We start from the raw sequence: 25,691 nt of genomic DNA on the forward strand, positions 1-25,691 counted from the left end.
TTCCCTTTGTTGGAATGAGTATTACCATTTTATCAAATTATTGAAAATCATTTTCAAATTTAGCAAGGAGATAACCTTAATAGCCAACCAGGAAGCAGATTAATGGATGGAATATGTTAATTTGCGTCAACTTGTTCCCCCTCGAAAAACCACGTCACAATCCAGTCTGAGCTACTGGTATGATCAGTGCATCCTTCAAAATGAGAAGATTACGTGCAAGACAAGTCGCCTTCTATTTTTCGTGCCTATGTGAGCGCTTATGTGAGTGCCTATGCCCGTCGGTTGGCAGGTCTGCTTTTGATTTGCTGCTCTTGCATGCAGTTGACAGCGCATGCAAAAACCGTCGTACCATTATTGCTGCCAGAGACTCGCGATGAAAATGGTGAGATTGCGCCCATACGCCCTGAAAATCAAAAAATCCTCCATTATTTTGAGCATGCACTGGATATAGAATTTGATGTGCGGCGCTATCCGCTACCGCGCGTCATCGAAAATATAGGCAAGGGCGAAGGAATGGGTTTTGGTCTGTCCAAGAATACCGAAAGACTGAAAACCATGCGTTACTCTGATCCTGTGTTTTCAGATTTTGTCTGGGTCGTGGTCAGGGATGACAGCAAGATGGAGTTTTCCAGTATCCGCGACCTGAAGGGTAAATCAGTTGGCATCGTGCGGGGTATACGTTTTGGCGATGAGATTGACAGCAAACGCAATGTGCTGTTCAGGGTGGAAGAAGACCAGCCACAAAACAGTTCCCGTTTAAAAAAGCTCTTGTCAGGACGCATGGATGTGATGCTGGTTAATTCGCGCATGTCGAATGCCAAAGACCTCGAAGCAGAATTGAATAAATACCTGAGCGACAAAAACATCCGGACTGAAATGCAGGTGAATTTTGGTGTAAAGGTATTTGCCAAACCCTTTCTGGTTGATCACATCCACTTCACTTCCAGCATAGACAGCGCGCCGGAAGTCATCAATAAAATCAATGCCGCCATCACCAGAGGCAGGAAGTCAGGCGACTTGCCTGCACTCTGGAAAAACTGATCCTCAATCAAGCTTGCGGCACAGTGACAGTACATGCCCCTGATCCGGGCGCGCAGAACCACCCAGCATGGCTTCATAGACCTGGCGCACATCGGCTTCGCCGTATCCGTGAGTGACCTGCATCCATGGCTTTTCAGCGGCCATGAGAGGCTGCATGAAGGCTTGCCAGGCATGTGCCAGGCGTGTCTGTACGCCGCCCGGGCCCCAGTCTGTCATGCGCTTTTTAATTTGTGCGGGGGCAAAAAACAGGGTTGGTCTGGCACCCGGCAAATCGGATGCACCGCTCAGTTCGTCCCAGTGGGTACCGCCAACGGCACAACTGTATTTCATGTTGTCACCAAAATGATGATGTAACTGGCTGCGCAATTGTCCATTACCTGCCATGTCCACATAAACCACAGCCTGATCGGCTGCCAGTGTGGTGACCTGATCATAACTGATCACCTGGTCATAGATACCCATATTGCGTACGAATTCCAGGTTGGCTGCCGACGTCAAGCCGATGACTTTACAAGCCTTTTCCTTGCGTAGTGACAGCATGAACGCCAGGCCATAGGCCGTTTTGCTTGATGCGCTGGATATCAGTACCGACTGCGCGCCAAAGAACTGATTATCATCGAGAAAATCATCAATCATGAAGGACGTGATAAACAGGGGCCGCAACAAGACCTGCACATCTTCAGATTCTTTGGTATAGCCAGGATCAGTCGTGGTTCTGACGTAGTGGTTATACAAGCCATGCATGGCCTGGCGGTGTTCTGCGCCGTCAGTAAAACCGGCATCCGACACCCTGGTGGCATTGACCGTCAGATGGGTTGCCATCGGGTAGTAACCATAGAAGCGTTCACCCACACTCACACCGTCAACCCTGGATGCCAGCACGTCGGCAAAACCCCAGACCGGGATATTGCCCCAGCCCTCTTCTGTAGGAAAGAAATTCCAGTATTGCATGGCCTTGCCAAAAGCTGCGTAGGTGACATTGTTGGAGGTAAAAGCAAAGCGGTCTATCTGCAACAGCACCTGCCCGTCTTTCAGATCCGCCGGTTCTGGGACATGCAGCGGAACAAACCTGGACTCTGGCAAATTGCTTTTATTTACGATGAATTCTTTGGGTTGGATGCTCATGGTCTCGTTATATGTTTTTTAAAAAACCAAGTATTGCATGATTTATGAAATTTTTCCGGCTCTGTATTTCAAATTCAATAGTTTTCAAAAATATAATAATCTAGCCATCCTGCATTCATTGCATTCCGCGCCGTTTTCACCCCCGCTCACACCAAACTTCTGCATCTGGTCGCATCGACGTTGAGGCACGGCTGCTGTCTGCTTAAGCTCCATCTGTCGCACAAACCACGCCGTATTCATCTATTCAATCTGCACAGGAGCCTCATATGTCCCTCATTCAAACCATTGCCGGTAAAAAATTCCTGCTGGCCAGCAGCCTGTTCTTTGCCCTGTCATCCCAGGCACTGGCATTTTCGGATACCCAGTTTCAGGCGGCTTTCCAGCAGTTCATACAGCCCGCCAAGGGAAATGAAGAAAGTACCGCGAATGCCTTCAATGAATTGCTGAAGCAGGACCCCGCCAGCCCGCTGTTGATGGCGTATGCTGGGGCCAGCACTGGTAAATTGGCTGTTACCACGATGTTCCCCTGGAAGAAAATGTCGTATGCGGAAGAAGGTCTGGCCATGCTGGAAAAAGCCCTGCAACTGGCTGCCAGCAACGAAAACGCCCAAGGACATGGCAGCACGCCCGTCATACTGGAAGTCAAATTTGTGGCAGCAACGACTTTTCTGGCAGTGCCGGCCTTCATGAATCGCGGCCCGCGCGGTCTCAAATTGCTTAACGAGGTGCTGGAACACAAGCAGTTCGAAAAAGCAGAACCGGGCTTTCGTGGGTCAGTACTGATGCGTGCAGCAAACCTGGCCAATGAACAAAAAAGACCTGAAGACGCCAAACACTACCTGAACGACGCCATCAAACAGAATGTACCGCAGGCAGAAGCCGCCAAAGCCATGCTGAAAGGAATGCCATCATGAACCTGGCAGCCCTGTCACCTGCAATTGAACTGCGTGCAGTTCACAAAACCTATCGTCTGGGCACCCATGTGGTCAAAGCCTTGCAAGGCGTAGACCTGTCGCTGGCCCGTGGCGAACTGCTGGCACTGACTGGCCCGTCAGGTAGCGGCAAGAGCACAATATTGAACCTGTGCGGATTGATCGACGATGTCGATTCCGGCGACATTCTGTTGAACGGCGTCAACATTGACCAATACAGCGACACACAAAAGACTCTGCAAAGACGCGACACCATAGGTTTTATCTTCCAGAGTTTTAATCTGGTACCGGTCATGACGGTAGCTGAAAACGTGGATTACCCCCTGTTCCTGACAGGTGTGCCGCTGGCAGAACGACGTGAACGTGTCGCGGCACAATTGAAGGCCGTCGGCCTGCATGAACATGCGCAGCATTTGCCGGATGCTCTGTCGGGCGGTCAGCGGCAAAGGGTGGCGATTGCCCGTGCCCTGATCAAACGGCCCAGCCTGGTGATTGCCGACGAACCGACGGCCAGCCTGGATTCACACACTGCTGACCAGGTACTGGACCTGATGCGCGAACGCGGCCATGCCGAAGGCGTGGCTTTTGTGATAGCCAGCCACGACAGCCGCCTGACTAGCCGCAGCGACCGTATCGTGTCCTTGCTGGATGGGAGACTGCAATGAAACAGAGCTGGATGAAATTTGCGTTTTATAACACGCTACGCAATCGCCGCCGTTCCAGCATTACGGTTGCGGTAGCCGCCCTGGGCACGGCTGCCATTTTGCTGGCCGGTGGTTTTGCCTATTCGACTTATGAGGGCCTGGCACAGATATCAGCGCGTAGCACCGGCCACCTGATCATAGGCAAGCCCCAGCACTTCACCAGCGACCAGGATGTGCCTTTACAGTATGGGCTGGATAATGCCGGTGACCTGAAAAACAAAATCCTGGCAGACCCTGCCGTGCGCTATGTCTTGCCGCGCATTGAATACAGTGGCCTGATCAGCAATGGCGACAAGTCCACCATCATGCTGGCGATAGGCATAGACCCCGATGCCGAGTTTTCTGTCAAGGGCCCTACCCTGACAGTCAAGGAAGGTGAACTGATACAGACTGAATCGACAGAAGCAGAAATCGTCCTGGGTGAAGCCTTGGCACGCAGCCTGAAAGCCAGGCCCGGCAGCAGCCTGACACTGATGGCAAGCACCACCGACGGTGCCCTGAATGCGGTGGATGTCACTGTCAAAGGCTTGGTCTCAACCGGTGTGCCTGATCTGGACAAGCGTCTGGTGTATTCGAATATCAGGACAGCACAAAAACTGTTGAATACGCAGCGGGTTTCCAGCCTTGGGGTTTTCCTTAATTCCATGGAAGCAACCATGCCAGCCCAGGCAAGGCTGGCACAGACACTGCCCGAACTGACGGTGCAAAACTGGCTGGAACAGGCTTTCTTTTACAAGTCAGTCCGCGATTTGTATAACCGCATCTTTGGTGCACTGGGTGCCATCATCAGCTTCATCGTGGTGTTTGTGGTGGCGAATGCGATGGCCATGGCCATTATTGAACGTACCCGCGAAATCGGCACCCTGCGCGCCATGGGTACTTTACCCGGACAACTGACACGCAGCTTTTCTTACGAGGGCATGTTGCTGGGTGGTGCAGGTGCTGTACTGGGCGCAGTCATAGCAATCAGCGTGGCTTTGCTGCTGACGGTGTTCCCAGTGCAGATGCCCCCGCCACCAGGACGCTCCAGCGGTTATCCATTGCTGATCAGCATAGATGCGGCAATGTATGCGATCACCATCTTCACGATGATTGCTCTGTCGATGCTGTCTTCAGCACTGATCGCCCGCAAGACGCTGCGTCAGCCCATCGTCGATGCACTGGCACACAATTAAAAAACGGAAAACACCATGAAAACTTATACACGTATCGCCATCCTGCTGCTGGCAAGCAGCGCTGGCCTGGTCAGGGCAGATGAAGTCAGTGACTTGCTGAAAGCTGCCGACCTGTTTCGCATAGGTACAGAAAACATGCAGGTGGAAACCGAGATCACCACCTATGCCAAAGACGGCAGCAAGGAAAAAGAAAGAAATTACCTGGTATTTTCTCAAACCAATCATCAGTCACTGGTGTTGATGAAAAGCCCGGCAGAAAAAGGGCAAAAGGTTTTGATGCTCGGCGATGATTTCTGGATGCTGTTACCTGGCAGCCAACGCCCGCTGCGGATTACGCCCATGCAAAAATTGCTGGGTGACGCCTCCATCGGTGACATAGCCACCATGAGCTGGTCCCAGGATTACACCGGCAAAATCATAGGCGAAGAAAAATGCAATGACAAACCCTGTCTGCACCTGAGTCTGAATGCCGTGCGCAAATCGGTGGCTTACCAGCGCATAGAACTGTGGCTGGGCAAAACCCGGCATGAACCGGTCAAGGCAGATTTGTATGTGCAATCAGAAAAACTCGCCAAGCAGGCCAGCTTCATTCTGGACAAGCCACAAGCGCCGACAGCCGTGTCTGAAATGCTGTTGCTGGACCAGTTGAGCAGCCATAAAGAGACGCGGGTACGGTATATCAGCCGCAAGCAAAAAACAGTGCCAGAACAATGGCTGAACCCTATGTTCCTGGCGAAAAACCCCAGTCTGGAGTAAGCATGCCTGATTTCAAACACCATGCACTTGCCAGCTTGCTGACAGTATTGTTCTGCACACCCTTTGTGGTAATGGCTGAAGAACCCGATTTCAGTGGCCAGGTGCGGGGGCTGGTCAACAGCACGACCAGCAACAGTGCCAGCCAGCTAGCCATAGCGAATCAGCTTGCCCCCGGGCTGACCAGCAGCCATGCGCAGTTGGCCGTCATGGAAACCGAGTTGCGCGCCAACGCCAAGGGCATCAATGCAGTCGCTACCGTGCAAGGACAGATGAATGATGGCGGGCGCACTCAGGCCACTGCATGGCTGAATGAATTGTATGGCAGCATGGGGGATGGTGCCTGGCAGTTCAGCGCTGGTAAAAAAACCATCGCCTGGGATGTAGGCTATGGTTTCAGGCCAAATGATGTCGTGGCGCAGGAAAAGCGCCGTTCACTGATCAGCAACACCGTCATAGGCAAAGCTTTGGCCAGTGTCGAATACTTCAATGCGACCACGTCGGTGTCTGCGGTCTGGGTCAACCCTGGCCATGCAGCAAGCACCGATGTCGCGGATGAACAAGCCCTTGCCGCCCGCGTCTATCATCACACTGGCGGTGTCGATTTACATGGCTTTGCCCGTTATGGACAGAAAAATGGCGGCAGTGTCGGTGCAGCAGCGTCATGGGTGGCGACCGATGAAATGGAAGTACATGCATCCCTGCGCTATATGCAGCGCAATACAGGTCTGCGCATGAATGCCGACAGCAGCCTTTTGCAACGCAACACACCCTGGAAAAACAGCACGCAAAATAATGTCGTGCAAGCCATGCTGGGTGCCAATTACACGACAGAATCGCAACACAGTTTTTTCCTGGAAGCCTGGTGGGATGGCACCGCCCTGTCCGGCCGGGAATGGCAAGACTGGAACACCCGCAATCAAGCCTTGCAGGCCAGCGTAAATTATCTGCCGCAAATGCGGCAAGTGATTGGCTATAACCTGGCCTGGCAAAACCAGGCATTGTCAGCGTCGGGCAATATCCGTCGCAAGAACGTTTTCGCGCGCTGGAGCTGGCAGGAAAACAACTGGCAACCTTCGCTGGATATTTTGTGGACGCCGGAAGACAATGGCCGCATCATCACTGCAGCCGTGGGCTGGCAAGGTGACCGCATCAGCATCAATGCCGGCCTGCGTCTGTATGGCGGCCCCACCAAGGCGGTACTGGCGCAACTGCCAGATAGCAGGATGGCTTATCTATCGGCCAGTTGGGCGTTCTGATCAGCCCGCGGTCCTGATCAGTAATCTCATCGCCCTGCCCGGCTGTTTGCGCTATTGTTCATGTGTGCCCGCCGTGACCGGCCGACAAGAAGGATGCAGCAACGCCGCTGGCTGTATCGGACCGGGGAAGATGGTCCATGCGCACAGCATTGCGCCCTGAAAGTTTTGCCGCATACAACATGGTATCGGCACGCTGGAACCAGGTATCGGTGTCTTCGCCAGGCAGTTTTTTGGCGATACCAATAGAAACCGTTACCGGGTATTCGCGCAGCAGTTCTGATTTTTCTACCAGTGCACGCAATTCTTCGGCAAAGCGGGCACCGGTGACGTCGTCAGCGCCCATGGCAATCACCACAAACTCTTCGCCTCCATAGCGAAACAGGCTATCAATGGCACGAATGCGCCCACGTAACAGTGAACAGAAATTGATCAGCACCTGATCCCCTACCGAGTGACCAAACTGGTCATTCACTTTCTTGAAATGATCCAGATCGAGTATCAGCAGGCAGGCATTTACCTGGGAATGATCATCGGCACAAATTTCCTGCAACTTGCGGTCAAAGGCACGGCGATTGCCTACTCCGGTCAGAAAATCTTTTTCGGCCTGCTGGTTCAGTTCAGAATGCTGTAGGTTGGTTCTATGCGAGAAAATGGCAGCGAACAGATTGATCAGTACCAGCGTCACGACGATGCTGGACAGATCCAGTACCGACATCGCACTGAACAAAATGCCTATCAGGCACGCCAGGGAGACGGAGTTGATCATCAGGGCTTCGTTGGCACGCAGGATAAAGAATGCGGCAATCATGGTGGGATAGACCCAATACACGATGGCCTGCCCTTTGATATAGATGGCGGCCAGCATGCCCATGGAATAAAACACGGTAACGGCCAGACCTGCAAAGCGCACGCGCCGGGTACGCCAGACAAACAGCATGATGCATAACATGCCGGCAACAATCAGCAAATCGACGGTTGCCAGCAACCAGTTCTTCTGGGCCATGCGGATAAGGCCGAAAGGAAGTATGCTGGGTATGCTCAGTCCGCAGAGCATCAGCAAGATGATTTCTTCTTTTGAGCGTTTTAAAAACATACTGAATTTCCCTGGCAGCTAAGCTGGCGAGCAATCAGACACACGACATCTTACTCATCGGGCTTGAGTTCAATTTTGCATTTGTTCGTCTCCAGACTAACTCATACAGGGCGCCTATGTCCAACACAAAACGCTAGCGTTGGCAGGAAAAAAACAGCTTTGAAAATATTGACTGACAATCCAGTGAAAATGCCGCCGACAATCAGTCGATCATGTGCGGATGCAGCAATGCGTACATCCAGAAATTACCCGGCTTGCCACGTACCATGCGAAAGGCCCGCAAATAGCCCTCGCGCTGAAATCCCAGACGCTCCAGCACGCTCACCGAATTGACATTCGTTTCCAGTACCGTGGCCTGTATCCGATTCAGCCCGCCCTCACCAAAACCCCATTCACACATGGCCCGGGCGGCGGCAGGCATGATGCGTTTGCCCCAGTATTCAGGTGCCAGGTCATAGGCCAGTTCTGCACTGCGGTTAACGTCGGACATGGTATGAAAACCGACTGTCCCTATCAGCACATCATCCACCTTTCTAGCGATAGCCAGACGTATGGGCGAATTGACCGCATCTGTTTCATACATGGCAAGCTGGGGCAGCAAGTCGTCTGCCGATTCCAGATTCCAGCTGGTATGACGTATGGCATCGGGGTTCTTCAGGTAGGCATACCATGCACTGGCATCATCAACACGGATATTGCGCAGTGTCAAATCATCAAGACCCGGATCAGGGATGTTGGTTATCTGCATATCGAATACTAAAAAGGCAAGTCTATTGTTTGGCGATAAGCTTGCGTACCACCGAATTGAATACTTCGACCATCTGTGGATCAAACTGGCTGTCACTATTGGCATTGATTTCTGAAATGGCGCTCAGCAGGCTGCGCTTGTAGCTGCGATCTGAACGTTCATTGGTGACCGAGCAAAAGGTATCGACGATGGATAGCATGCGGGCGCCCGGATGAATCTGCTCGCCCTGCAAGCCATTTGGATAGCCGGAGCCGTCAAAGCGTTCATGATGATCCAGCACCATGCGTGCGGCTTCATCCCAGCCACCAAAGCGCAATAGTAGCTGGCTGCTGGTGACCACATGTTCCTGGATTTTTTTGACTTCTTCCTTGGACAGGACACCTTCCTTGTTAAAGATGCTATGCGGGATGAAGCTCATGCCCACGTCATGCATGAGAGACGCGACTTTCAGTTGCTCTGCATCGACCAGAAAGTTCAACGCCTCATTCAGCGACTCCGTCAATTGCGCGACCTGGTCAGTACGGTTCTTGCGGTAGATACTGAGATTGTCAATATGCGCAGCAAATTTGCGCATCAGCTCCATGTCGGCCGGCAATTCCAGTACAACCTTCTGGGGTTTTGACACTGTGTCATTGCTTTCGGCTTTGCCATCCAGCAGTGCAATGGCATCCTTGAAGTGTTGAGGCTGAAAGCCATGTGCACTGTTTTTTTGCAGTGCATCACACAAGTCAAATAATTTCTTGCGCCGGATATCGCTGGTAAAACCATGAGCGATCAAATCATTCAGCAAATCTTCGACTTCATCATTTGCCAGCAGTAAAAATTCGCCCAGTTCGCGGAAATAAGGATCCTGGTTCGCGCGAACTCTGGCGACGATTTCTTCTATGCGGTGCAGCAAATCAGTAAAAGGCCCCAGCCCCACCATCTGGCAATTGCCCTTGAGCGAATGCATGGCACGGAACAGGCGGTGGATATAGGCGGTACCGCCACCACTATTGAGTTCCTTGACACAAGCCTCGGCCTCTTCACACGCCTCACGCGTGCAATCGACAAAATCGTCGATGATAGTACGTTCCATGGCCAGAAATTCCGGGCAGGTAAAGGTATCAGCGCCATGCGGTGTGTTCATTGTGGACCGTTCATATTTGTACTGCATCAGTGGAAAAAGATGAATGTAAAGAATGGAGGAAATTATAGTGGCAGACCACACCCTCATCAATTCCTGAAGTGTAGTGGCAGTTTTGCATGTCGTGTCACATGAATCAATATTTTGATTAAAAGAAAGATTGATCAAATGGCAAATATCTCTCTCGTGACAAATTTATGATGCATTATTTACATTTTTTACTGCCTTAAAGCATGGTATTCATAGGCAAATAAAAAAGTCCCGAAACCTTGCGGCTTCAGGACTTTTTAACGCATCTTCAATTCTGCCCACTGCGCTTTATTCGGCAAAAACCTTGCTGGCAGGTGTAATGCTGACTGCTTCCGCCTTGATGTTCAATTTGCGGTTACCGATGACCTGGTCTTCATCCAGCAATTCCTTAGGTTTTTCGGAGTTGTATTTGATCGCAGAAAAACCATCAGACACCAGCTTGTCTTTCAGACCCACCGCATCCTTGGCAATCATGACCACCGACATGTTTTGCGCCGACAGGTGTTTTTTCATGGCGGTATTGACATCGGTCAGACTGAGTTTAGACAAATTATCGCGCATCATTTTCGTGAACTCTGGCGTGCGATACCATTGTGCATCCAGGGCATAACCCAGTTGCTGGTCTTGCGTTGCCGTCATCATGAAGACATTCTTCATCAAGTAAGTGCGGGTAATTTCAAACTGTTCCTTGCTCAAACCCTGATTCACCATCTTGTCCAGTTCAGCCACGGCGACACGCAGGGCCATATGGGCATTTTCCGGCGCTACCGGGCGTATCCAGATTTCAAACAACTGCGATTGACGGACACGATTAGGCGTCGGGAAAGACATGAACATGCCACCCGGGAAGGCTTCGATATACGCATAATCACCATAGTTCATGCCGCGTATTTCACGTATGCGCTGATACAGATGGGAAGAACTGGAGCGATGTTCACCCAGCCAGGTTTTCGCCAGCCACAGTGCTGCAAAGTCAGGATGTGAACGGGTAACCGCAATAGGAAAGCCCATGGAAATCGCTGTTGCACGGGTATTCTTTTCTATGATTTCGACTTCCATTCCCTGACTGACTTTGCCGACTGGTGCAGTAATGGCAGCCATGCCGGCACCATCCGGCAGTTTGTTCAAGGTTTGCTTCAGACTGGTCACCATGGCGTCAGATACATCACCGGAAATACCGACTTTCAGCGCACCCGTGGTATAGGCTTTTTTCCAGAACTGTCTGACATCATCCAGGGTAATGGCATCTATAGCCTTAACCGTTCCCAATACCGGATGGGCATAGGCAGAACCGGCAAACACATTGGTCTGCAAACGTTCCTTGGCAAACTCTTCTTCGTTATTGTCTTTCAGGTCCAGCAACAAGGCATTTTTCTGTTCATCCTTGATACGGCGGAAGTCTTCTTCACGGAAGCCGGGTTCCAGCAATTGCGGCAAGGCGATCTGGACAAACTCTTTCCATTTTTCCTTGTGTACGGAACCACTGAAGCTGGTCATTTCCTTATCTGTCTGGGCCGAGAAACTGGCTGCCAGCGGGAACAGGATTTTCTTGACTTCATCGATCTTGCGTTCTTTCGAACCGGCACTGTCTATCATCGCTGCCGTCATTCTGGCCAGGCCTTCCTTGCCAGCCGGGTCTTGTGCCGAACCAGCAGCAAACACCAGCTTGAAGCGGATTTGTGGCAACTTCGATGCCTGCACCAGTACGTCGAACTTGCCGTCCACAGCTTTGTCATTGAAGCTGGCCAGTTTCGGCAGGCTGCTCAACTCTGCTGGCAGGGCTGCATTCGACAGACTGGTAACGACCATACCGTCATCAACCAGGTATTTCCTGGCGACTGCCTGCAAATCTGCCGGTGTCAGGCTATCAATCACTTTATAAAACTGATTGATGGTGGCGTAGGAACGTTTGTAATGAACAAAGCGTGCCAGGGTGCCAGCGATCTGGTCTGTATTATCAAGGCTGCGTATCAGGCCATATTTAAGTGCGGATTTGGCGTCGGCCAGTTCCTGATCGGCCAAGGGTGTCTGTACGATGCGGGCAATCTTTTGCAGGATGGCGTCACGCACGTACACGGTATCTTCAAGCTTCTTGACGCGCGCGCCTATCACCGCCAGACCTGGATCCACAGAGGGAGGGGTGAAATCAAATAACTGATCTACCTTTTGTTCATCCTGTTGCAAGCGCTTGTAGATATCTGAAGTACTGCCAAAGGACAAGGACAGTAACATGCTCAATGCCGCATGTTCCTTGTTCGTCACAGAAAAAGCCGGTGCATGGAAAGCAACGGCGACATACGGCAAGGTTGGGCTAGGCCACTGCACATGTTTATACAGGGCGCCCGTCGCTGCCGGTTCGGCCGGTACCGGGGGCTGGGCTTTACCTCGCTGCCATTGACCCCAGTATTTTTCTATCATGGCGATGGTGGATTTGGGTTCGACATCACCGGCCACGATGATGGTGGTGTATTCCGGGCGGTACCAGCGGTCGAAGAAAGTTTTGGAATAAGCGTACTGATTCGGCATGTCCTCAATATCCTTGAGGAAGCCCATGGTCGTATGCTTATAGGTATGTTTCTGGAAAGCAGTATCACGCATCACTTCCAGCAATTTGGTGATGGGATTGGCGCTGTTTTTATTGTATTCACCCAGCACGGCCCGTGATTCCGTCTTGAAATCACTTTCGCTATATGAAAGATGCTGGAAGCGATCTGCTTCAATTCTCAATACCGTTTCCAGGTCTTCCTTGGAAAAAGTCGTGTAGTAATTCGTCAGGTCATCACTGGTATAGGCATTCTGGCGTGCGCCGGTGGCGGTCAGGATATCCTTGTATTTTTCTGCGGGGATGTCCTTGGTGCCGCGAAACATCATATGTTCAAAAAAATGAGCAAAGCCGGATTTGCCAGGTTCCACCTCATTGCGTGAACCGGTCTGCACCGGAATCTGTACCGATACGATATTTGGCAGGCCAGTGGGCACGATGATGATTTTCAAGCCATTTGGCAACAGCTTTTCTGTAGCCTGGAATGGCAATACATCCTTGCTACCCTGTGCTTCCTTGACAGACTTGTTGGCAGATTTGACGCTGCCGGTGCCAGAATCTTGCGCTTGCAGAGGTAAAGCAAGGCCTAGGCCTGCCAGTGCCAAAGCAAGAGTCAAAGCCGGCGTGGCGGGTAGCATTTTTTTCATTTTTTCTCCGGATAAGGAAATCATTTAGGTAGATGATATTGTCGTCATAAGACTGCAAATGCAAGAACAAGTTCAGCAAAAGCACATTCCCTGCCAGGTTTGCGATTGCGACTATCGCTACTACCACCGCCACAAAAGCAAAACCCCGCGGCAGTTTCCTGCAACGGGGGTCATACCTGCTTACTGCCAAATTACTTTACTTCTTGCGCTGCGGTGGCAAATCGGTACAGACACCTTTATACACTTCAGCCGCCATGCCTATCGATTCACCCAGGGTAGGATGTGGATGGATGGTCTTGCCGATATCGACTGCATCTGCACCCATTTCAATCGCCAGGGCGATCTCGCCTATCATGTCACCGGCATGCGTGCCGACGATGCCGCCACCGACGATACGTTTGGTTTCTGCATCAAACAGCAACTTGGTGAAGCCTTCGTCACGGCCATTCGCCACGGCACGGCCAGAAGCTGCCCATGGGAAATGACCTTTTTCAAGCTTCACGCCCTTGGCCTTGGCTTCATCTTCCGTCATACCTACCCATGCGACTTCAGGGTCGGTATAGGCAACGGATGGAATCACGCTGGCATCGAAGTAAGCTTTTTCACCGGATGCTGCTTCGGCTGCGACGTGTGCTTCATGCACGGCCTTGTGTGCCAGCATGGGCTGGCCAACCAGGTCACCAATCGCAAAGATATGCGGCACGTTAGTGCGCATTTGCTTGTCGACATTGATGAAGCCACGGTCAGTCACCGCCACGCCTGCCTTGTCGGCAGCAATTTTCTTGCCGTTGGGGCTACGGCCTACCGCAACCAGCACCAGGTCATAGACTTGTGGTGCGGGTGCAGTTGCGCCAGCTTCGGCAGCTTCGAACGTGACCTTGATACCTTCAGGCAGGGCTTCAACAGCAACCGTTTTGGTTTTCAACATGATGTTGTCAAAACGTTTTTCATTGAATTTTTGCCAGACCTTGACCATGTCACGGTCCGCGCCCTGCATCAGGCCATCCAGCATTTCAACGACGTCAATGCGTGAACCCAGGGTGGAATACACGGTCGCCATTTCCAGACCAATGATGCCGCCGCCGATGACCAGCATGCGTTTTGGTATCTGACGCAATTCCAGCGCGCCGGTGCTGTCAACAATGCGTGGATCAGCCGGTACGAAAGGCAGGTTCACGACAGAAGAACCAGCGGCAATGATCGCCTGCTTGAACTGTACGGTTTTCTTGCTGCCATCCGCCGCGGTGACTTCAATATGGTTAGGACTGAGGAACTGACCCACACCCTGCACTACATTGACCTTGCGGGCTTTCGCCATGCCATTCAGGCCAGTCGTCATTTTCTTGATGACGCTTTCCTTGTAGCCGCGCAGTTTGTCGATATCGATTTCTGGCTTGGCAAATGTCACGCCATGCGCAGCCATCGATGCAGTTTCATCAATCACGGCGGCCACGTGCAACAGTGCCTTGGATGGAATACAACCTACGTTCAGGCAGACACCACCGAGGGTGGAATAACGCTCGACCAGTACTGTGTTCATGCCCAGATCAGCAGAACGGAAGGCGGCAGAATAACCGCCAGGACCCGCACCTAAGACCATCATGTCGCATTCAACATCGACCTTGCCGGTGTAGCCGGAAGCGATTGGTGTGGGGGTGGCAGATGCGGCAGGGGCGGCCTGAGCAACTGGAGCAGCAGCAGCAGCAGCAGCAGCAGCAGGAGCAGAAGCTGCCTGACCTGCGGCTTCGACCAGCAACAACAAGCTGCCTTCAGCAACCTTGTCGCCGACCTTGACCTTGATTTCTTTTACCGTACCCGCATGGCTGGATGGAATCTCCATACTGGCCTTGTCAGATTCGACGGTGATCAGCGACTGGTCTACCTTGATGCTGTCGCCAACCTTGACCATGACTTCGATGACTTCAACTTCCTTGAAATCACCGATATCAGGGACTTTGACTTCTATGATACCGACTGGTCCGGCAGGTGCTGCAACCACAGGAGCAGGCGCAGCGGCGGGTGCTGATGCTGGCGCAGGAGCGGCCGCAACTGCCGGAGCAACCGCAGGCGCTGCACTTGCCGTAGCCCCCTCAGCCTCAATCACTAGCAGCAGGCTGCCTTCGGCAATCTTGTCGCCCAGTTTGACTTTCAATTCCTTGATGACACCGGCACGGCTGGATGGAATTTCCATGCTGGCCTTGTCAGATTCGACAGTCACCAGCGATTGATCGACCTTGATGGTATCACCCACCTTGACCAGCAATTCGATGACTTCAACTTCCTTGAAATCACCGATATCGGGTACTTTGACTTCGATAGTGCTCATAGTCTGGTCTCCGTTCACAGCAAGGTTTTACGCAGATCGGCCAGGACATCGGCCAGATAAGCGGTGAACTTGGCAGCCATGGCACCATCAATGACGCGGTGGTCATATGACAGCGACAAAGGCAGCATCAGGCGTGGCTGGAATTGTTTGCCATCCCAGACTGGTTTGATACTGGATTTGGACAAGCCCAGGATCGCCACTTCAGGCGCATTGATGATAGGCGTGAATGCTGTGCCACCGATGCCGCCGAGTGAAGATATGGTGAAGGTTGCGCCCTGCATGTCAGCAGGTTTCAGTTTGCCATCGCGTGCCTGGGCTGACAACTCACCCATTTCAACGGCGATTTGCGACAAGGTTTTCTGGTCTGCGTTTTTAACGACTGGCACCACCAGGCCATTCGGCGTGTCAGCAGCAAAGCCGACGTTGTAATACTGTTTCAGGATCAGGTTTTCACCTGTCGCATCGAGCGAAGAATTAAATGCCGGGAATTTTTTGAGTGCAGCAACGCTGGCCTTGATAACAAAAGCCAGCATCGTCAGTTTGACGCCGGATTTGACCAGGGCTTCGTTCGATGACTTACGGAATTCTTCGAGGTCGCTGATATCGGCTTCATCAAATTGCGTGACATGCGGGATCATTACCCAGTTGCGGTGCAAATTGGGGCCGCTGAGTTTTTTGATACGTGACAAAGGCGATGTCGTGGTCGCGCCAAACTTGCTGAAATCCAGCGATGGCCATGGCAATACATCGAGACCAACGCCACTGCCATTTTTTGCAGGAGCAGAAACCGCAGCAACGGCTGTGCTGCCCGCCATGATGCCCTTGACGAAGTTTTGTACGTCTTCTTGCGTGATACGGCCTTTTTGACCGGAACCGGCAACGCGTGTCAGATCAACACCCAATTCACGCGCAAATTTGCGTATGGATGGGGACGCATGAGCCTTGCCTGCGCTGGCTGTTGCTACAGGAGCAGATGGTGCTGCTGGCGCTGCAACTGGGGCAGGCGCGGCGGCTGGCACTGGTGCTGGGGCCGCTGGTGCTGGTGTTGCAGCTACTGGCGCTGCTGGGGCCGCTGGTGCAGATCCCGCCGCAGGTGCTGCGGTAGTTGCCGTAGTTGCCGCAGCATCAACCACGACCAGCAAGGAACCTTCAGCAACCTTGTCGCCGACTTTGACTTTAATTTCTGTCACTACGCCTGCATGGCTGGATGGAATTTCCATGCTGGCTTTATCTGATTCTACGGTGATCAGTGACTGATCCACCTTGATGGTGTCGCCGACTTTGACCATCAGCTCAATGACTTCAACTTCCTTGAAATCACCAATATCCGGCACTTTGACTTCTACGCTACTCATAATTTTCTCCATTGTCGCCCCGCTTTATCGCAGGGCGGTTGGGGTGAAGCCAGGCTTTTACGCTGTCTTCACGCTCATCCTGCCCTTCTCTAAAAATGAAAGAGGCAGGAAATGTTAGTGGGTGTCAGACGTAAAATTACACAGTAACCGGATTAGGTTTATCTGCATTGATACCGTATTTGGCAATTGCCTGCGCCACCACGGATGCAGACAAGGCACCTTCATCAGCCAGTGTTTTCAAGGCAGCGATGACCACGAAGTAACGGTTGACTTCAAAGAATTCACGCAATTTGGCGCGGGAATCAGAGCGACCAAAACCATCCGTACCCAGGACCTTATAGCTGCGGTTTTTTGGAACAAATGCACGGACTTGTTCAGCGAAGGTACGCATATAGTCTGTTGCCACGACGATAGGGCCAGCCGTGTCTTTCAGACATTGTGCGATATACGGCACCCGTGGCTCTTCAGTCGGATGCAACATGTTCCAGCGTTCTGCATCCTGACCATCACGCGCCAGCAGGGTGAAGGATGGTGCAGACCAGACATCGGCAGCAATGCCCCAGTCATTTTGCAACAGTTCAGCACCAGCGATCACTTCACGCAAGATAGTGCCTGAGCCCATCAGTTGCACGCGATGCTTGGTGGTCTGTTCAGATTTTTGCAACAGGTACAGGCCCTTGATGATGCCCTCTTCCTGACCCGCCTTCAGACCTGGGTGGCTATAGTTTTCATTCATCAGGGTGATGTAATAGAACACGTCTTCCTGATTGGTGACCATACGACGCAAGCCATCATGCATGATGACTGCCACTTCATGGGCAAAGGTCGGATCGTAAGGAATACAGTTAGGGATGGTGGAAGCCAGTACATGGCTATGACCATCTTCATGCTGCAAACCTTCACCATTCAGCGTCGTACGACCGGCAGTACCACCGAGCAAGAAACCACGTGCACGCATATCGCCAGCAGCCCAGGCCAGATCGCCAATGCGCTGCAGACCGAACATGGAGTAATAGGTATAGAACGGGATCATGACGCGGTTATTGGTCGAGTACGAAGTCGCCGCAGCGATCCATGAACTCATACCACCGGCTTCATTGATACCTTCCTGCAAAATCTGACCGGCTTTATCTTCGCGGTAGTACATGACCTGGTCTTTATCGACCGGTTCATACAACTGACCAACCTGGCTGAAAATACCGATCTGACGGAACAGACCTTCCATACCAAAGGTACGGGATTCATCGACCATGATAGGCACCACGCGCTGACCCAGGCTGGCGTCGCGCAGCAAGGCAGTCAGGATACGTACATAGGCAGCCGTCGTCGAAATTTCACGGCCTTCAGCCGTTGGTTCCAGCATCGCCTGGAAGGCTGTCAGTTCTGGCACCACCAAAGCCTCGTCGGCTTTTTGACGGCGCTGTGGCAGGTAGCCACCGAGTTCTTTACGACGCGCATGCAGGTATTGCATTTCTGGCGTGTCGTCAGCCGGTTTGAAGAAAGGAATATTCGGCAGTTCAGCATCAGCAATCGGCAACTGGAAGCGGTCACGCATGGCCTTGATGGCTTCATCGTCGAGCTTCTTGGTATTGTGGGCGGTGTTGCGTGCTTCGCCGGATTTGCCGAAACCAAAGCCCTTGATACTTTTCGCCAGGATGACGGTAGGCTGCCCCTTGTTTTCCTGGGCAACTTTGAATGCAGCATAAATCTTGTGTGGATCATGGCCACCACGGGTCAGGCGCCAGATGTCGTCATCCGACATTTTACTGACCATTTCCAGCAATTTTGGATGCTTGCCAAAGAAGTGGCTGCGTACATAGGCACCGTCCTTGGCTTTGTAGTTCTGGTATTCGCCATCCACGGTTTCCATCATGACTTTTTGCAGGATACCGTCCTTGTCCTTGGCCAGCAATTCATCCCAGCCGCTACCCCAAATCACTTTGACGACATTCCAGCCGGCGCCACGGAAATCCGATTCCAGTTCCTGGATGATCTTGCCATTACCACGTACCGGGCCGTCCAGACGTTGGAGGTTACAGTTGACGACGATCACCAGATTATCGAGTTGTTCGCGGCCAGCCATGCCGATCGCGCCCATGGATTCCGGTTCATCCATCTCACCATCACCACAGAAAGCCCAGACTTTGCGCTTCTCTGTGTCAGCAATGCCACGTGCATGCAGATACTTCAGGAATCGTGCCTGATAGATCGCCATCAGCGGGCCCAAACCCATGGATACGGTAGGGAATTGCCAGAAGTCTGGCATCAGTTTTGGATGCGGGTAAGAAGACAGGCCTTTGCCATCGACTTCGCGACGGAAATGCAACAATTGCTCTTCAGACAGACGGCCTTCGAGGAAGGCACGGGCATAGATACCAGGGGAAGAATGGCCCTGGATGTAGAGCAGATCGCCGCCATGGTCTTCAGTCGGGGCATGCCAGAAATGGTTGAAACCTATGCCCAGCATGTTTGCCAGCGAAGCAAAGCTGGACAGGTGACCACCAAGGTCGCCATCTACGCGATTGGCCTTGACCACCATGGCCATCGCGTTCCAGCGCATATAGGAACGCAGGCGCTCTTCGATTTCCAGATTGCCAGGGCAATGTTCACCCTGGTCAGCAGGAATGGTATTCACGTACGCCGTATTGCTGGAGAACGGGATATGGGCACCACGACGACGCGCCAGGTCCACCATGCGCTCCATCAGGTAATGAGCACGTTCTGGCCCTTCCGTTTCGATAACGGCTTCCAGCGCATCCAGCCATTCATTGGTTTCAACTACATCGGGATCATTGGCGGCCTGGGCCAGCACCTGGTCTATCTGGGGTGACATAGAAGGGGTCTCCTGTTATTGCACGTTTGGGTGAAACGCGCGTGGGCGAATCGACAAATTACGGCTTGAATTTTGTTTTCGCAAGCATTTTAACAGGACTTTTTTATTTTTCAAATAGCGATATATGATTTCACATTATGAAATTTAAGCTGCAATGCAGCATTTTGACCTCTTGCCACCATGCCAGAACACTCGTCCAGTTCCTGGATTCTGTCTACGATCTTAATGCTCCTGAGGCCCGGTTATGGCCACGCAGCATGTCCGCAGCAATATCATAAGCAGGCACCTAAAGACAGGTACGCACAGGCACCTGCCAATTCCAGGCTATTTGGTATTGAACGCCATAAAGCTGCCATAACCGCTGGTGCCTTTGTTCACATAAAGAATGCCATTTTTAGACAAGGCCAGATCGCCACCTCGTGGATAAGACCACACCGTCTGATGGCTGCTCAAATCGACAGCAAATACGGTACTAAAAGAACCAAGCAATAAAACATTATTGGTGACAATCATGTTTTGCAGATAGCCATTGGCACCAATCGGTTTTTGGTCATAGTAAACGCCGTCCGGAAATTTCCACTGCCACAGCAAGGCCCCGGTGCTGAGTGAACGGGCATCAACGCCATATCCATTGAGGATGTACAGGGTAGAGCCAGCACAAACAGGATTACTATAAAACGTGTCTTTGACGGTCCATTTAATTTTTTGCGAAGCCAGATCAAAATTCACCAGACTCAACCCATTACTTGCAATCAATAAATTCACACCATCACACAGCGTAGGCTCTACCCTGGTCATTGATGCCTGGATATTAGAAGCAGCGATCAGCGTCGTCTGCTTGCCGGATTGACGATTAATTATCGCCAATCCGCTTGGTCCGGCAGTATTTCCCTTGGGGACAAACATATAAACGTAATTGGCATCTACCGCTGGCGACCAGAGTGCATCCATATTATCGGATGCAAAATTCCAGTTACTACTCAGTGTATCCGCCGACGAACTGGACAGGAACTGACTCTGTGGCCCATTTCGGCTGAAAACAGTTTGCCCATCAACCACCGGCGCATAAAAATAGCTGCTTGTTGTGATGACGTTCGTTTTACCCAATCTATTGCCATTGGATTGATCCAGCATCCACAAGCCTGAGCTTTGTGTGGCAGTATTCATGAAATAGACTTTACCGTTTTGCGCAGCAGGTGGGTTCACCCAGCCATCAGCAACCGGAAACGTCCATTTGACCTTGCCATCAGATTCATTCACAGCGAATACCGCTCCACCACTTCCACCATTTGCTGCCTGTGCTGAGAAATAAACTGTGTCACCCTGCGTAGTGATTTGCCCCTGCGCCATGTATTTGTTGCTGTCGATCTCAAACAGGAATCGCGGCGCGAAGGCGTTCACATTCAGCGTTACCGGCACGTAACCTGTATGTGCCACATTACCCTGGTAGCCATTCCAGTCGGCCGCGCCCGGCGTTGGTGTCAGTGTGCTGGTATTCGTTTTTACTTCCAGGCTGTAGGGTATTTTCCAGGGGTTGATCTGATAGGGGAAATCACATGAATTAATATTCCCTCCGCACAAGCGTACTTCCAACGCCCCGACATATTTGCCCACTGGCGGTTTTGAAGTCATCCTAAGGGTGGTGCGTATGGTGTTTTTATCGATCTTGGTCACTGAATTACCGTTGGTCAGCAAACCGGCTGGATCGGTGACACTGACACCGACGCGATTGATGAAATCGATGCCTGCTTCACTTTTGACTTCAAGCTCAAATGACTTTTCTTCGGCAGGGACAAATGATGCTGTGATCTCCGCTGGGCTGATCGTAATACTTGGCGCTCTTACTTCAAAGCTGTATGGCAGCTTCCAGGGTGAGCCTTCATGCGGCTGCGCGCAACTATAGGGACTGTCCTTGCATAATTTCACCTCCAGTATGCCGCTATATCTGCCCGGCTTGAGGCTTCTAGTCGTGACACTTGCCTGGTAATTATATTTATCAATCGCCTTGATCCTGATATCGTCGGTAATAACACCTGTTGTGTCGATTATCGCGACATTCACCACATCCGGGAAATTGCGGTTCGCACGTATATCAAGCGACAAGGTTTTATTTTCGTAAGGCAGAATAGTCGCCGTCAAACTGGATGGCGTAAAGCTCAAGCCACCATCGTTGGATACTACCGGCAGCGTGTCAACCGGATTACCTGTACTTGTGCCCGTATTTGTACTTGTATTCGTACCTGACCCGGCACCGCCACCGGAACCACCGCCACAGCCCGTCAAAAGCAAAGATAACAACAGAAAGGAGGTGAGTTTTTTGATGTTTTTCATAAAGATTGAGAAAATTTACCGCAGGTGAAAGCAAATCAAACCATGTGGTGCACTGGCTATTGAAGCGCGAGGAATCTGCGGGGAAATCCCGCTTCGCCAATCAGGACAGATTCGTCCCTTGCACTGCCCATCAATACACAATCAATGAGCGATCAGTTTCCCGGTCAGTTTCTTGCTGCCGGAAGCATCTGCCAGCAATACCAGCAGACGATCAATATTCGGGTGCTTGCCCGGGAAAGCCCTGGCATCTGCCGTATGTTCAGCATACAACTGCAGGCCCTTTGTAGCGGCTGCGGTATTGATTTCGACAAACTCCTGTAACAGGGCATGATAGACACGTACGCTACCAGCCGAGCCCGGCTTGTTATCTATTTGTGCGACCAGTGTTACGCCATCAAATAATTGAATGGCAGCCAGGTGATCAATGACAGGCAGGGTGGGCAGAATTTCGCTGAATTGCATGGATGTTTCCTTCAAAGTCATGTGATGCGCATGAACACTTTCCGCGCAGTCGCCAACAGGCGCGTTAAAAAGACTGCATTTTACGGGTTGGGCCATTTTTTAGCTAACGGCATTGCATGAACATAAAGCCAGACAAAAAATATCTATCGTCAAACTTATCATTGACGGCGGGCATGGCGATAAAAAAAGAGCGATGATTTCTCATCGCTCTTTATCGCTTCATTAGCGCAATTCGACTTGCGTCGAATTGAACCTGGTTATCCAGCTATTATTTGAATTGATATTTCAGACCAACTTTGAAGTAACGACCCAGTGCGCCGCTGGAATCCATAGGATTGAAGCCCATGGCACCGTAAGTCAAAGGATCCAATGGAGCCACTTTGTCAAACAGGTTGGAGACGGAACCGAATACTTCCAGGTTTTTCATTGCTTTGTAGCGGAAAGACATATCCAGCGTAGTGAAGGATGCCAGTGTGCAACCTGCTGGCGCATCAGTGCCGTCAGCAAACTTGTTAGCACATGGCTGACCTTCTTCGGAGATGTTTTTCAGGGAGCCGCGATAGCTGATGATGCCAGTCACGTTCCAGTCACCCTTGTCCCAGGCCAGTACAAAGTTGACTTTGTCTTTTGGTGTACCGACACAGTTGGATGTATCGCAGTTACCGTGTGTGCCTGCATATTGATGCTGAACTGCACCGTCAACACGCAACCATGAGATGACGTGTGTCCAGTTCAGGTCTGCATTCAGCTTGCCGTATTCACCCAGGTTGAAACGTTGTTTCGCGTTGAAATCAACACCCTTTACTTCGGTGTAGCTGGAGTTGGCATACGGAGCTGCGCCACCGATGATGGTACCTGTGTTAGGTGTCACTACGCCGTTGATGGTCAGGTTATTGTCCTGACGCAGTACACCTGGCAACGCTGCTGCTGTCTGGAAGGACATGGAGTTGATTTCATTGTTACGACGAATCAACCAGCCATCTACAGCCAGATTGGTATCAGGCAGCGGATCCCAGACTACGCCCAAAGTGTAACCTTTGGATTTTTCTGGTTGCAGGTTAGGATTGCCGACTTTGAAGCCTGTGAAAGTCGTTGCGCAATCAGATGCCTGTGCGCCTGCCAGTGGCGTGCCATTCGGGCAGCGAACTGGGTCCCTGACAGTTGCGGTACCAGCACTAAAGCTTTCTGTACCGGATTCAGGTGCACTCGGTGCACGGAAACCTTCAGAGTAAGTACCACGCAGAGCAAAAGTTTTTACCGGTGTCCACTTGGCACCAACTTTTGGTGTCACGGATGAGAAGTGAGAATATTTGTCGTAACGCAGCGCGCCGGACAACTCTACTGTTTTGATCACTGGAGCCAGTACCTCTGCATACAGGGCAGATACCGTTTCATCACCTTTGGCAGCAACATAGCTGCTGTTGATGGAGCCGTCTTTACTGCCGTCCAGGGATGGCATGTTGTAAGACTCTTTACGGTATTCAGCACCAACCGCCAGACCCATCATACCGCCCGGCAAAGGCATCAACTCACGAGAAGCCTTGAAGTCGATGATATCCATCTTGGTAGGCGCATCCAGGGATGCTGTCTTGACCATGGCAGCGTACAGGGCAGGATTGTTTTTGCTTGCCTGTGTACCGATATAGTATGGGAAGTATGGGCTCTTAGAATCGCCCAAGGCTGCCTTCAACACGTTCATGTTGATCATGTTGGTGTAGTCGAGGTGCAGTTTGGATTCGGAATGCAGAATCGCAGTATCGAATTCCCAACCTGCCATCGTGCCTTTCAAACCGGCAACAGCGCGGTAGAAAGAGTTGTCAGCGATACGGCGATTGGCACCTACGTCAAACATCGAATAACGCAGACGGACCGGCGCGCCATACGGGTTTTGCGGATGATCTGCTGCCATCACGATGACCGTACCGTAATTGATGTTACCAGTCGGGCTGGTTGCATTTGGCGGGAAGAAAACGTTGGAAGATGTCGCAGGAGGCGTTACCGTGAAGGCTGCTTTACGCTGGGAATAACCAAATTCTGCATAAGCTTGCAGATCTTCATTGATCTGGAATGTGCCACGGCTGAACAGATTCACGCCATCGATTTGTGGCAGCATGGAACGGAACTGATCCGCATACCACAAGCAACCGCCGCCTACGTCTTGTACTTTGGTTGCGGACAATGTCGAGCAACCTGGCAGGGATACATAATTCAGTGTCTTAGGATCGCGCAGGGAACCTGTAGGGCTTGGGGAAGCGCTGTTATTGCCGGCGATGTAACCATTGGTGAAAGAACCAACCGTGTTCATCGGGTAGCCCCAACGACGCCAGTCGCCTGTACCGATCCAGTCACGGTCAGAACGCTGGGAATTCATCAGTTCATTGGACTTGTAAGCCTCTGCATTGATGATGATGTTGTATTTGTCTTTTTCCAGATTACCAAAACCTGCGGTAATCGAAGCTTTGGCCTGGTTGGCATCACGTGAACCGGAAGTACCTGCAGTAGCGCTGACTGTTACGCCTTCGTAGTTCTTTTTCAGAATGATGTTGACCACACCGGCGATCGCATCAGCACCATAGATGGAAGAAGCGCCATCTTTCAGGATTTCGATACGTTCTACCACTTCCATAGGAATAGTGGAGATATCGGTAAATGCTTTTTGACCGTCATCAGCACGACCGAACTGCGCCATACGGCGACCATTCAGCAATACCAGTGTGGATGTGGCACCCAGACCACGCAAGGAGATTGCTGTAGAACCAGCAGCAAAACCGTTACCGAAACTGGTTGGCAAAGAACCGGCGCCATCAGCAGTCAGGGTTTGCAGGTATTCAGCAACAGTAGTCTTGCCTGCCTTGTCAATATCGGCACGGGTAATGATCTGGATCGGGGAAGCAGATTCAGCTTCAGCACGCTTGATGCTGGAACCTGTCACTTCCACCCGTTGAACTTTACCATCATCCTGCGCCAATGCAGGTTGTGCCAGCAAACCGGCGGTTACGACCAAACCGCCAGAAAACATAATGCGCAGCGATCTCGAAATTACTTTTTCCTTCAGCATATATTTCTCCTTTTTAATTGAATCTGGGCATTGCGACATCAAAATCAGGTCACGATGAAAAACTTTTGAAAATTAATTTTCACAGATGGTATGAAGCCATTCCTGAAATGTGAAGTCAATTACAACCCTGCGAATGCGATGAGAAAACAAC

Annotated in this window: 17 protein-coding genes; 6 read left to right on the forward strand and 11 right to left on the reverse strand. The window is 51.5% G+C overall.

All coding sequences use genetic code 11. The annotated features are described in order from the left end of the window. Positions 1-315: 315 nt before the first annotated feature. Positions 316-1,041, forward strand: a complete 726-nt coding sequence (locus ACO0LK_RS11575) for a substrate-binding periplasmic protein (RefSeq protein ID WP_422975155.1) — start codon at positions 316-318, stop codon at positions 1,039-1,041. Positions 1,042-1,044: 3 nt separating this feature from the next. Here ACO0LK_RS11575 and ACO0LK_RS11580 read toward each other — a convergent pair whose 3' ends face one another. After that, the gene (locus ACO0LK_RS11580) at positions 1,045-2,166 is read right to left on the reverse strand and encodes a DUF2855 family protein (RefSeq protein WP_422975157.1); all 1,122 of its coding nucleotides are present in this window, start codon (positions 2,164-2,166) and stop codon (positions 1,045-1,047) included. A 266-nt stretch (positions 2,167-2,432) separates the two neighbouring features. Between ACO0LK_RS11580 and ACO0LK_RS11585 the strand changes: the two genes are divergently transcribed. From ACO0LK_RS11585 to ACO0LK_RS11605, 5 genes are read left to right on the forward strand one after another with little or no spacing between them, the layout of a single operon-like run. Beyond that, positions 2,433-3,080 carry a hypothetical protein gene (locus ACO0LK_RS11585; protein ID WP_422975159.1) on the forward strand — a complete coding sequence of 216 codons (648 nt, stop codon included), beginning with the start codon at positions 2,433-2,435 and terminating at the stop codon, positions 3,078-3,080. Beyond that, positions 3,077-3,763 (forward strand): ABC transporter ATP-binding protein, encoded by a 687-nt coding sequence (locus tag ACO0LK_RS11590; RefSeq protein ID WP_422975161.1) that lies wholly within the window; start codon positions 3,077-3,079, stop codon positions 3,761-3,763. Before ACO0LK_RS11585 ends, ACO0LK_RS11590 begins: the two co-directional genes overlap by 4 nt. Beyond that, complete coding sequence (locus ACO0LK_RS11595; protein ID WP_422975163.1) at positions 3,760-4,977, forward strand: ABC transporter permease; 1,218 nt, start codon at positions 3,760-3,762, stop codon at positions 4,975-4,977. The genes ACO0LK_RS11590 and ACO0LK_RS11595 overlap by 4 nt, the downstream gene beginning before the upstream one ends. A 15-nt stretch (positions 4,978-4,992) precedes the next feature. Further along, entirely contained in the window at positions 4,993-5,733 is a 741-nt protein-coding gene (locus ACO0LK_RS11600; protein WP_422975165.1) for an outer membrane lipoprotein-sorting protein, read from the forward strand. 2 nt (positions 5,734-5,735) lie between these two features. Beyond that, entirely contained in the window at positions 5,736-6,989 is a 1,254-nt protein-coding gene (locus ACO0LK_RS11605) for a hypothetical protein (RefSeq protein WP_422975167.1), read from the forward strand. A gap of 58 nt (positions 6,990-7,047) precedes the next feature. Here the strand turns inward: ACO0LK_RS11605 and ACO0LK_RS11610 are convergent, their stop codons facing one another. The 10 genes from ACO0LK_RS11610 to ACO0LK_RS11655 all read right to left on the reverse strand — a co-directional run bounded on the left by ACO0LK_RS11610 (position 7,048) and on the right by ACO0LK_RS11655 (position 25,540). Then, positions 7,048-8,082, reverse strand: a complete 1,035-nt coding sequence (locus ACO0LK_RS11610) for a GGDEF domain-containing protein (protein ID WP_422975169.1) — start codon at positions 8,080-8,082, stop codon at positions 7,048-7,050. A 202-nt stretch (positions 8,083-8,284) separates the two neighbouring features. Beyond that, a complete protein-coding gene (locus ACO0LK_RS11615; protein WP_422975171.1) occupies positions 8,285-8,830 on the reverse strand; it encodes a GNAT family N-acetyltransferase in 546 nt (181 codons plus the stop codon). A 22-nt stretch (positions 8,831-8,852) separates the two neighbouring features. Continuing rightward, positions 8,853-9,959, reverse strand: coding sequence for an HD-GYP domain-containing protein (locus ACO0LK_RS11620; protein ID WP_422975173.1), 1,107 nt, complete (start codon positions 9,957-9,959; stop codon positions 8,853-8,855). A 315-nt stretch (positions 9,960-10,274) separates the two neighbouring features. Next, a complete protein-coding gene (locus ACO0LK_RS11625; RefSeq protein WP_422975175.1) occupies positions 10,275-13,175 on the reverse strand; it encodes a M16 family metallopeptidase in 2,901 nt (966 codons plus the stop codon). Between the two features lie 196 nt (positions 13,176-13,371). Then, on the reverse strand, positions 13,372-15,501 hold the full coding sequence (gene lpdA, locus ACO0LK_RS11630; RefSeq protein ID WP_422975177.1) for a dihydrolipoyl dehydrogenase: 2,130 nt from the start codon (positions 15,499-15,501) through the stop codon (positions 13,372-13,374). A gap of 14 nt (positions 15,502-15,515) precedes the next feature. Then, the gene (gene aceF / locus ACO0LK_RS11635; protein WP_422975179.1) at positions 15,516-16,856 is read right to left on the reverse strand and encodes a dihydrolipoyllysine-residue acetyltransferase; all 1,341 of its coding nucleotides are present in this window, start codon (positions 16,854-16,856) and stop codon (positions 15,516-15,518) included. Between the two features lie 136 nt (positions 16,857-16,992). Continuing rightward, on the reverse strand, positions 16,993-19,689 hold the full coding sequence (aceE, locus tag ACO0LK_RS11640; RefSeq protein WP_422975181.1) for a pyruvate dehydrogenase (acetyl-transferring), homodimeric type: 2,697 nt from the start codon (positions 19,687-19,689) through the stop codon (positions 16,993-16,995). Between the two features lie 324 nt (positions 19,690-20,013). Then, entirely contained in the window at positions 20,014-22,020 is a 2,007-nt protein-coding gene (locus tag ACO0LK_RS11645; RefSeq protein ID WP_422975183.1) for a PQQ-binding-like beta-propeller repeat protein, read from the reverse strand. 141 nt (positions 22,021-22,161) lie between these two features. Next, positions 22,162-22,482 carry a DUF2322 family protein gene (locus tag ACO0LK_RS11650; RefSeq protein ID WP_422975185.1) on the reverse strand — a complete coding sequence of 107 codons (321 nt, stop codon included), beginning with the start codon at positions 22,480-22,482 and terminating at the stop codon, positions 22,162-22,164. Positions 22,483-22,750: 268 nt separating this feature from the next. Then, a complete protein-coding gene (locus ACO0LK_RS11655) occupies positions 22,751-25,540 on the reverse strand; it encodes a TonB-dependent receptor (protein ID WP_422975187.1) in 2,790 nt (929 codons plus the stop codon). Positions 25,541-25,691 lie beyond the last annotated feature (151 nt).

This window comes from Undibacterium sp. Ji49W (assembly GCF_049340205.1).
Classification (GTDB): domain Bacteria; phylum Pseudomonadota; class Gammaproteobacteria; order Burkholderiales; family Burkholderiaceae_D; genus Undibacterium.